Below are 8,788 nucleotides of genomic sequence, written 5' to 3'. Positions count from 1 at the left end.
ATTTGAATGAACCCAGGTAGAGCAGTGATTGCTGAGATCAATTGGTGTACCGGGAGTTCATTATCGCGTGTTGCTGGGTGGTCGTCGTGCCCGACTTGTGGTATCCCGTGGCCGCATGGCCAGCAGATTCGAACGGTGGAATCGGGCATCCTGCAGGAAGCAATCCGACACCTGCCACATCACATAATCGGCAAATCAGTGCGTCAAGCCGGCCTCAGATCGATACCGCCCGTTGATCTTCCGCTGCGTCGCGCTGGCCGGTTCGGTCAGCGCGGTATGCGGCATTAGCATGTTTTGTGCAGCAATGGTTCCGATGCGTTATGGCTGGTAAGACTGCACCGAAACATGACAGGCGTCGGCGGCCTTCCGGCTAGCCAGATCGTGCCAAGAGCTGCGCTGCGGCCGCGCCGTCGTGGGAGCCGTGCGCCGGCAGCAGGTCAACGATTACCCGTCTGCGGATGTCCAGCTACTCAGCCTGTTCGGTCCGTGAGCGCTGTACGGCGACGATTGAGACCCCCCTTGCGCGGCTACAGCGCTATGGGACTGTGACACAAGAGTTGTCCGAATTGTCCTGCGAAGAGCGGTCGGGCATAGCTACCGTTTGGTTACGGGCCGGCTAACCCAACCAACCCTGAACCGCCGGCCCGTCCACCGCCCGGAAAAGTCGGGCGCTGCAACGAGATCCGTTGGTGCCGCCAGGTTTCTCCCCCTTGCCTGGCGGCATCGGCATGTTCGGGGCCGCGGCACGACTGGGTTTGCCCGTACCCGAGCGCTAGACGCTCAATTCCGGTCGATCTTCAGGTGTGCCGAATGGCCGCTGCGCTCAGCGCGCCATGCGGCGCGAGAGGATGTTCCTGGGCCCCGCCCGGCCAACGGACTGGTGGGCCAGGCCGGGCGGGGGTGTATCTCCAGAGCGGGTCACCCGACCGTGAGCCGATCGGATAACCGCTGATCATCGTGGGTGTATGCAAGGCCACCGCTGCGTTACCGCGCCGCGCGGCGCTGGCGTCCTCCGAATGAGCTGGATCGTCGAAGTTGACTGAGTCGAGTCGGAAGAAATGTGGCGATAACCGCCTGAGCCCGCACCGCTGACCGTGCTGACCGAATCGGCCGGCGCGGATCTTTGGAACATCAACGGGCAGGGGTCATTCGAGCGCCCCGAACAACGTCGTCAGTGCAGGGTGTTGCCGAGTTGAGTGCGTTGAGGCACCGCCGCATGTCCTGGGCGGGTCTGAGGCCGGAGCCATCGAGGCCGGCGCGTGGGATTGTTTCGATTCGCTGCCGATCGGGGTGTCTCAGCAAACTTTCCGCGTACGCTTGGTCGCTGGATCGATAACGAGCGAAAACAATCACTGTTCTGCGGTAACCAGCCGACTGAGGAGACGGGTATGGACCAGCAGCAGTTCTTCGCTACCCGGCGGGCGTTCGACGAGATCGATACAGACCAGGACGGTTTCATCACCTTCGAACAAGCCATCCAGTGGGCCATGAACCAGCGGCAGGGAGCATGGGAAACCCTTGGGCACCAGATTCAGCAAGACCGCATCTGGTCGGATGGACAGCTCTCCTTCGTGGAGTTCATGCGCTACAACGAGCTGACCGAGAACTCATAGTCCGTGTGCGAAGCGCCGGCGGCTGCCGCTCAGACACACCCTAGTGCGCACCGGAAACCATGCCTCGGCCATCCGCATTGCCGCACGGCGCGCTGTTCGGAAAACGATGGAGGGGACGAGAGGGTCAGATCGCCTGATCTTGGCGGCGGGGGATGATTGCGGAGATGCTGCGGCATCGCTGGCCACAGCGGGATTCCGATGCAAGAAGGGTGTGATCATGAGTAACTCCGAAATGCGGGACTCGGGCGCGATGGATACCGACATCGTCGGCGTCGCGCCTCGGTGGGAGCCCACCTACATGGTCCCCGCCGGCGACGATTCCTCTGATCTGACCGACCTGCTCGAGACCTACATCGGGCTGAATCCGACACTGTATGAAGACATCGAGTACGCGGGCGCCGCGGTGGTCTTCATGGAACGCGGGCTGTTCAACCTCAGCGATTGCCCGTTCGGTGAGGACACGGCCTCCTCCTCCGAATGCGGTGGCGACTGGACCTGCACCCTGTACTCCGAGCGCGACGGCAAAGGCGAGTCCTGGGACGTCAGCGCCACTGACAACCCGCGCTCCAACCCCTGGAGAAACAGGATCAAATCGGTGCGAATCGGAATCCGGCAAAGCACCGCCGGGCATACGGCTCCCCCCAGAGAAGCCGAATGACTTCACACTTCGGGCAGTCGTGGTAGCCGCCTGCTGATAATCCTGACCGGCTGGCCGGCATTCTCACGACCTCCCGCCGTGGCCAAAGCCGATCTCGCGGGCGTGCGCAGGTGCCGGTTTCCCAGGCTTATGCGCCCCCGAGTTCCGTCCCATCCATCCGCGCGGTGCGCCGCTGGCCGACAGCTCTCAGAGGTCCTCGGGGCCTTCACCACGACCTCGTTCCCTGACGATCGGGCGGGGTGGCAGCACCATCGTGACTACCTGCGCAGACCAACGAGTCGGCCTTCTTGCGAGATCCGGTCGGGCTTCAGAAGGTGAACTGGTCGCCGTAGGCGGTGGTCTGCGCGAGTCCCTCAGCGGTGCTCACCGTGGTGGTGACGAAAGGGACGGCTGATACCGGCGAGGCGCATTGGGCGATATGCAGTGCGGCATTGTTGAACGCGATGCGATACGGAAATGTCGTGTTGGCATTCAGGCGGGCCGTCTCCGTTTTCGCGGCAGTGACCTGACCGGGTCCCAGGTTCGCGAACACGCCTTCGCCCACGCCCAGAGTCCCGCCGATACCGGACCGGTTCGCACTGGGCACGATGATCGAGGCGTTGGGGGCGCCGGCCGAGGGGAGAATCCTGACTCCCAGCGCTTGCTCGGTGCCGATCTCGACACCGAAGCCGCCGTCCACGCTGATCCCGCAGCCGAGGATGAATCCCGCGACGGCCTGTCCGGACGTGATCTGGCCGCCGTCGACGGTGACCGAGAAATCGCCCGACATCTGCGTGGCGTGCGAGAACGTCATGAGGAAGTTCGGTGTCCGATCACCGGGCGGGTTCGCTTCGATGTTGTCGACCGACACCGTCACATGGACCCCTCCGCCGGAGACGTCGGCGCCGGGCGGCCGGGCGTGGCCGGGCCCGCCACCGGCCCACAGGCCCGGCACGGCCAGACTTGCCGCGACCGTGGCGGCCATGGCACCGGTAAACGAACGTCGCATGCCTGGAGCCTTCCGGTTCGCGACTGTGTGCAGCTCGACATCACAGGAACAACCCACACGGCTACAGACTGGCAAGCATAAGCAGTGACTCCCGCCAAGTGGCGTCGCCATAGCAAGGCGTGTCGGGGTGCGCCAACCCTATCGACCCCGACGATAGCGATGCGCGGACTTCGGCAGAAGAGGACGTTTTCCGACGCTCCCGGCTGGCCGGACATGCCCGTCGGTGACGTCAGATTTCACCGATACCAGGTGTTCCGGGACTCTCTGACCGGCGTCAGGTTTCACCGATAGCCGACGTCAGGATTCACCACCAGGCAGTTTCGTAACAGCAGCGAGGACCAGTTACGGAAGCCGAGAGAGTCACCGCCTAAGAGGCGACTCACCTCTTTAAGGCGGGAAAGCGGAGAGGGGCCCACTAACGGGGGAATCTCGGCCAGGCAGGCGACATAGGCCGCGCGCTGGCCGAGTTCGGTTGTGCGCCAGTTCTATTGGGCGAAGGGCTGATGGCAGACGCCGCAAAGGATCGGCCCGGCGGCAATGATCTTCTTGTGCGCGCGGATCCGGCGCGGAGGCTCGCATTGGCAGGTTAGCGGGCTGCCGTTGCGATCGGCCGACTTGTTTCCCGGCACCGCGCCGTCGCCGTTCTCGGCATCCTCGGCAGTCGCGTCGCCATCCTCGGCAGCTGGTTCCGGCAGGCGGTGAGCCACGATTGCCTTGGCCAGGATGCCGACCTCGCGCCGGTACTCGGTCGCCGTGGAATCCGGCAGCATGGTCACCGACCAGCCTGTGCGCGGCGCACGCTCGGCGGCCAGGCCGATCTCCTCGGCGATCTGCCGATACTTGCCGTTGTGATACCGCCCGCCGTCGCTGACCGCGGGCACCTCGCGAGTGACAGCGATCCCGTGCGCCGCTTCGTGCAGGAGCGTGGCGAGAACGTCGTGGGCGCCGGCGGCCAGACCTTCCGCGCCGAGGAACAGTTCCGGCATCGCGGTGCCGGAGCGGCTCCACAGGTCCGGGCCGAAGTGCCCGAGCCGGACGGCGCGGCCGCGCCCGGTCGCCCCGGAGGCGATCGCCACCACGGCCTCGGGCACGTCCGGGTGTCGCTGGCGGATGCCGTCCCAGACCCGATCGATTGCTGTCGCCAATGGTCCACCGATGAACATGGGAAATCCCTCGAATTCACTGCTTAAGAGGTGACCGAGAACCGGCCGAAGAAGATGCCCCGATTCTATCGGACTCCTTCTTAAGTGGTGAGGCAAAGTGTTGCAGCACAACAATATTGGATGCATTCGAGTCTGGTTCTAGGCTGGACGGTCGGGAGGGGAGTCTGGGCAAAACGAACCACTGATGGTTTGGGCGAACATGACTTGAGTGCGCTCGATCGCAAGAAAGTCTCAACAAAGGTGCACGGCATCCTTGTGGCGTCGAGTTGTCTCAGGTATGTGCGAGTTTTCATCAAATCGCCAATCCTGTTGGCGGACAACACGGTTCCATACGGCCTTGACTTCACTTGGTTGTGTGGGGTAGTCAACTGCTCAATCAGTCGGCAGGTTTCTGGTTCGAGTCCAGATGGGGGAGCCGAAAAGGCCCCTGACCAGCGCGTAAGCGAAAAGGTCAGGGGCCTAATTCGTACCTGGATCTATCTATGGTCCAGAAAGTATCCCGAAACTCCGAGCGCGTCCACTTTCGTCGTGATCTTGTTCGGCATTGTCGTGACCATGCATCACTGCTTCGTGGACCAGGGCAGCTGCCTGGTGATGGACTCGGCCGCGAGCCATGTATTTGCGCTGAGTCATCGCGGGATCGGCGTGCTGCAGCGCATCAGCGGTCACGCGCGCGGACAGGCCGGCGTCATCGAGTATGTAGTGCCATGAACTTGCGGAACGAGTAGGGCACTAGATCATCGGGTAGCCCCAACGCTTTTCGGGCTCTTTGCCATTGATGGTTGACGTTCACTGGGTCGCGCAGCGTCCAGTCGAACGAGGGAAAAATGAGGTCCACCGAATAGGTCGTCGGCGGCGGGTTTTCGCGCTTCCGTGCTTGCAACCGTTCCCAGTGGCGGTCGAGGATCTCGACTGCGAAATCCGGCAGGGCGGGTCAAGTCCCGGGGCGTGGTGTAGCTGGGGTGGTCACTGCATGATCCGAAATGTGGGTCAGGCAGTGAGTTCTGCTGGTGCGGTGTCCTGCTGTTCGTCGGTGGGTGTGGGCCCGCGGGAGCGGGCCAGGACGTCGAGGCCGAGGTTGCGTCGGCCTTCGATCCATTCGTCCCTACGTTCTATTGCGGGTAGGTCGGGCCAGTCGTAGGGTCCTGTCTCCCACGGGGTGTCGGGTGTGGCTTCCATTCGTCTGCCGTTCTTGGTGGCTCAACACGATTGGCCGCCCGGCACCCCCGCGACGCCTCGGCCGCTGAGTGAGAATTGCGGATCCATTGCTGCGTAGGGATTCGACGGTGAGGTCGTCTGTGTGGCAACGGCATTCGACGATTGGAGATTGCGTTGGAATGTGTCTGGGCAGGACGCTGCCAGGACGCACCGGGCAGGGTCGCGCCGATCGCGGCCACCAGCCCGGCGTGGGCGTCGCTGGTGACCAGTGCGACTCCGCTCAGGCCGCGGGCGACCAGGTCGCGGAAGAACGCCAGCCATTCGGCCCCGTCCTCACCGGAAACCACTTGCAGGCCAAGTATTTCGCGATAGCCATCGGCATTGACGCCAGTGGCGATCAGGGCGTGGACGTTGACCACGCGCCCGTTCTCGCGCACTTTCAGTCACCAGGGCGTCGGCGGCGAGAATCCGGATCGCGCTGGCCGACGTGTCTGTTGCCGGTCGAGGTGACACATCTGCCAGACACATGACGCATCGCGGGTCATGCCTGATTCTCCTGTACAGCCCTCAACCGGCAACGGACACCACGCGATCAGACGCCTCCGTCTCGGTGGTTGTGAACTCCGCAGCGAAAGCGATTGACGCGGACACTCACTCGATTTTTGTGACCGGCGGCGGTGTCCAGTCGCCCGAGAGTACTTGGGGCTTGGGCCAGTACAGGCGCAGGTTCATCGAGAAGGGACCGCTCGCCGGTGCCGGCAGCCAGTTCGATTCCTTGTCCGTGCCCGGCGAGTCGCGCTGGATGTAGAGGTCGAGCGAGCCGTCAGGGTTGAAGTGGAGCTTGTCGCGGTCGCCGATGGCGTACCGGTTGATCGGGTTCGCGGCGAAGAACTGACCCTCGTTGTACATGGTCAGCGACCAGAACCCGCGGACCGGAGGAATCTGGTTATTGGCGAAGTGCAGCATGTAGCGGCCGTCGCTGGTGAACGGTTTCCCGTTCCCGTCGGTGAACGCGATCGGATAGATCGCGTCCTCGATCGTGTTGGCACCGAAGCCTGCGAATGCAATCCGTGCCCGTGCCCGGTAGTCGGTTCCATAGGTGCCGATGCCGGTCAGCCAGGTGCGCCACCCGTTCTGCTGAACACCGCTTTTGGTCACGCTCGACTTGATAGCCGCGAGCGCCGCGGTGGGAGCTGCCTCGAGCGCTTGTCGTACCTCGGGTGACGCCGCCGCGAGCGAGAACGATTGGCCTGCCTCGATACCGATGCGCGCCATGCGCTGCAATATCGGGGAGTCGTTGTCGTGCGGTGGGTTCACCTTCATCAGTTCGGCGAACAGGCCGAAGAAGTCCTGCGGGCTCATCTTCTCGATCTGCTGCACCGGGGGCGTCTGCACATCCCACGCGGGATCGATGGAGGTCTTCGGTGCGGTGTACTGCTTGCCGAACTGGCTCAGCGGCGTCGCGACGAGTCCGTCCTGGAACTTGTGTACTTCGGGGTAGTCGGGTGTGCCGTTGGTCTGGGTACGGCCGATGATCCAACCGGTCGGGGTCGGGGTGTGGATCAGCAGAGCGCCCGCCGGGAGCTCACCACTCCATCCCTTCGCCGCGAGTACGATCGTCTGCTCCTGATTGCCGGTGGTGCGGCTGCCCGGTGAAGCGAAGACGTCGGACCACATGTCCAGCATCTCGAACAGGTGATAGCGCTCGCCCGAGGAGGGAACACGAATGGCGAGCGGCTCTTTCGATACATCGAACCAGAGGGTCGAGTACAGGGTGTCGGCGTTGGGCCGGACCACCCTGGTGAAACTCGCGTCGGGGAAGGCTCGCAAATGCTCGAACTGATTCATCGACGCCTTGGACGTGTGCCGCGTGAGCTCGGTGAGAACGAGTGGATAGGCGTAGGTGTAGGCGTCGGCCGCGATTTCCCGGGCGTCGTCTGCGGAGACCGGCGCCGGTGCCGTGGCGGCGGTGCCCGAACCGGAGTTCGTCGTATTCGCCGGTGACGACGTACAGGCTGCCGCACCGACCATTAGGGCAATAGCGCAGAATCCTGCGATGCTGTTTCGGTAACGCCTGCCGCCGATGGACGTGGTGGTGCTGGTCCGCTTCGGATGAGACGCCGGGTCTTCCCGGTGCCCGACCGCGCGGATCGGTGAGGAATCGGTCATTAGCGCTTCCTTGTGTGTGGTGGATTCGGACTGCATCAGCACCCGCTGGGAGGGGTTGGACTCGGTGAAGCACCGAGAAGAGAAGCGTTCTCGCAGCTCGACCTTTCTGAACTTGCCGGTGGTGGTGCGCGGGATCGCTTGAACGAACTCGAACCGTTCGGGGACCTGCCACCGTGCGAAGGTCCCGGCGAGATGCACGCGCAGGTCGTCCGGGCCGACGTCCGCGCCCTCGCGCAGCAACACGACGGCCAGCGGGCGTTCGCCCCAGCGGTCGTCGGGCACGGCGACCACCGCGGCCTCTGCTACCGCGGGGAGTATGCCCCCAGCAGGTGACGATGTCTCGGCTTCTCGGTCGCCGCGAGAGCGCGATCGACGGCGATGTTCGTCTTGGTGATGTCCATATCGAGCACTGATGTGGTCCTTCTGTCGCTGAGTTTCGATGTGCAGCGATGCCGATGAGTCTCGAGCGGCCGGGTGCCCCGGCAGCGCTGTCGGTGACGTGTCGGGTGGGTATCGCGGTGTCAGTCGATCGTCGCTGCCGAAAGTAGGAGACGGGGCTCGCTTTCTCTCGGCCTACCGTGACAATGTTGCGGGCGCCATTTGTGCCGCCAGTACATTTCTGCGGTCCCCGCCGCCGGAGCGTCCGCCTGCGGGGGAGGACTGTGCGGCTGCTTCAGCCGGTTTTCCGGTGAGTCAACGTGCCAGCGAAGGGGTGGCCCGGGAGGTGTCGGGGTGGCGGTCGGCGAGCCGGGCCGGGGACTGGACTGCTTCCGCCGCACCCACATCGAGCCCGTCCACGCGTGGCGGGTTGCGTGGCTGATCGGGCCGTGTCAGAGACGCCCACGCACTGTCGCAGCGTGGCCGTCGCCGTGCCCGGTACCGCCGATCCCGAACTCGCGCTGGCATTCGTCATGCGACCCCGAGCGACCGACTGTCACGCCAGGACAATTCGCGTCGCGAATATTGTCGCGGAGCGCCGAGGGAATGTGAACTGGGTCACCTATCGTTGCGGCCCAGCGGGCAATCAGCGCGCAGCCAA

The 8,788-nt window shown here is 64.0% G+C and carries 7 protein-coding genes and 2 pseudogenes; 4 read left to right on the top strand and 5 right to left on the bottom strand.

Features of this window, described 5'->3' with window-relative positions:
- The first annotated feature begins 1,388 nt into the window (after nucleotides 1–1,388).
- Together ACIRRA_RS45065 and ACIRRA_RS45060 are read left to right on the top strand one after the other, a co-directional pair.
- Complete coding sequence (locus ACIRRA_RS45065; RefSeq protein WP_402782001.1) at nucleotides 1,389–1,613, top strand: hypothetical protein; 225 nt, start codon at nucleotides 1,389–1,391, stop codon at nucleotides 1,611–1,613.
- Between the two features lie 43 nt (nucleotides 1,614–1,656).
- A complete protein-coding gene (locus tag ACIRRA_RS45060; RefSeq protein WP_402781998.1) occupies nucleotides 1,657–2,271 on the top strand; it encodes a hypothetical protein in 615 nt (204 codons plus the stop codon).
- Nucleotides 2,272–2,578: 307 nt separating this feature from the next.
- On the opposite strand, the gene ACIRRA_RS45055 is transcribed toward ACIRRA_RS45060, so the two are convergent.
- The gene (locus ACIRRA_RS45055; protein ID WP_402781995.1) at nucleotides 2,579–3,259 is read right to left on the bottom strand and encodes an MspA family porin; all 681 of its coding nucleotides are present in this window, start codon (nucleotides 3,257–3,259) and stop codon (nucleotides 2,579–2,581) included.
- A 485-nt stretch (nucleotides 3,260–3,744) separates the two neighbouring features.
- On the bottom strand, nucleotides 3,745–4,350 hold the full coding sequence (locus ACIRRA_RS45050) for a hypothetical protein (RefSeq protein WP_402781992.1): 606 nt from the start codon (nucleotides 4,348–4,350) through the stop codon (nucleotides 3,745–3,747).
- 600 nt (nucleotides 4,351–4,950) lie between these two features.
- Between ACIRRA_RS45050 and ACIRRA_RS45045 the strand changes: the two genes are divergently transcribed.
- Complete coding sequence (locus tag ACIRRA_RS45045) at nucleotides 4,951–5,133, top strand: hypothetical protein (protein WP_402781990.1); 183 nt, start codon at nucleotides 4,951–4,953, stop codon at nucleotides 5,131–5,133.
- A gap of 279 nt (nucleotides 5,134–5,412) precedes the next feature.
- Here the strand turns inward: ACIRRA_RS45045 and ACIRRA_RS45040 are convergent.
- The 3 genes and pseudogenes from ACIRRA_RS45040 to ACIRRA_RS45030 all read right to left on the bottom strand — a co-directional run.
- Nucleotides 5,413–5,535, bottom strand: a pseudogene (locus tag ACIRRA_RS45040) (hypothetical protein); the annotation flags it as partial.
- 223 nt (nucleotides 5,536–5,758) lie between these two features.
- Nucleotides 5,759–6,048 (bottom strand): annotated as a pseudogene (locus ACIRRA_RS45035) (transposase); the annotation flags it as partial.
- Nucleotides 6,049–6,231: 183 nt separating this feature from the next.
- Nucleotides 6,232–8,067, bottom strand: coding sequence for a DUF1254 domain-containing protein (locus ACIRRA_RS45030; protein WP_402782004.1), 1,836 nt, complete (start codon nucleotides 8,065–8,067; stop codon nucleotides 6,232–6,234).
- A gap of 539 nt (nucleotides 8,068–8,606) precedes the next feature.
- On the opposite strand from ACIRRA_RS45030, the gene ACIRRA_RS45025 reads away from it, so the two are divergent.
- Nucleotides 8,607–8,788 (top strand): hypothetical protein (locus ACIRRA_RS45025; RefSeq protein ID WP_402781988.1); only part of this gene is annotated, 182 nt, incomplete at its 3' end.

The sequence above is a fragment of the Nocardia sp. NPDC101769 genome, assembly GCF_044766925.1.
Classification (GTDB): domain Bacteria; phylum Actinomycetota; class Actinomycetes; order Mycobacteriales; family Mycobacteriaceae; genus Nocardia.
The sequence above is the reverse complement of the archived record's forward strand: the minus strand, read 5'-3'. Positions and strand labels throughout refer to the sequence as shown.